Raw genomic sequence first — 375 nt, 5'->3', positions numbered from 1 at the left:
TATTGGGTTTGTTGGCGGATCAAGAATTAAAGCCGCTAAACATGCAGTTTATGCTCTGAAGAATCCAAAAGGAGCTATAAGATATATAGGAAGAACATCGGATGTAACAGCTCGTAAGTCAGCCCATAAAAGAGGAAAACATGGAGATTTACAGATGACTGTTGTTGCGAAAGATTTATCTTATGGTCAAGCAAGAGGTTTGGAACATAGATTATATTTAAAAAATGGTGGAAAAAAGAAGTTAAGAAATGAAATAAGACCCATAGGTATGAAAAATAAAAAAATAAAAGATTATATGAAAGAGTCAAGAAATGCATATAATAAACTTAAAAAGAAATAATTTAGTATAAGGAGAGAGTTTAGTTGTCGTTTTAT

At 30.9% G+C, this 375-nt stretch carries 1 pseudogene; it reads left to right on the top strand.

Annotated elements, in window-relative coordinates:
* Positions 1-340 (top strand): annotated as a pseudogene (locus tag KVT34_RS29985) (RHS repeat domain-containing protein); the annotation flags it as partial.
* Positions 341-375: the final 35 nt, after the last annotated feature.

It is taken from the genome of Paenibacillus sp. GbtcB18 (assembly GCF_019091125.1).
Lineage (GTDB): Bacteria > Bacillota > Bacilli > Paenibacillales > NBRC-103111 > Paenibacillus_F > Paenibacillus_F chitinolyticus.
This window is presented reverse-complemented; position numbering and strand designations above follow the sequence as displayed.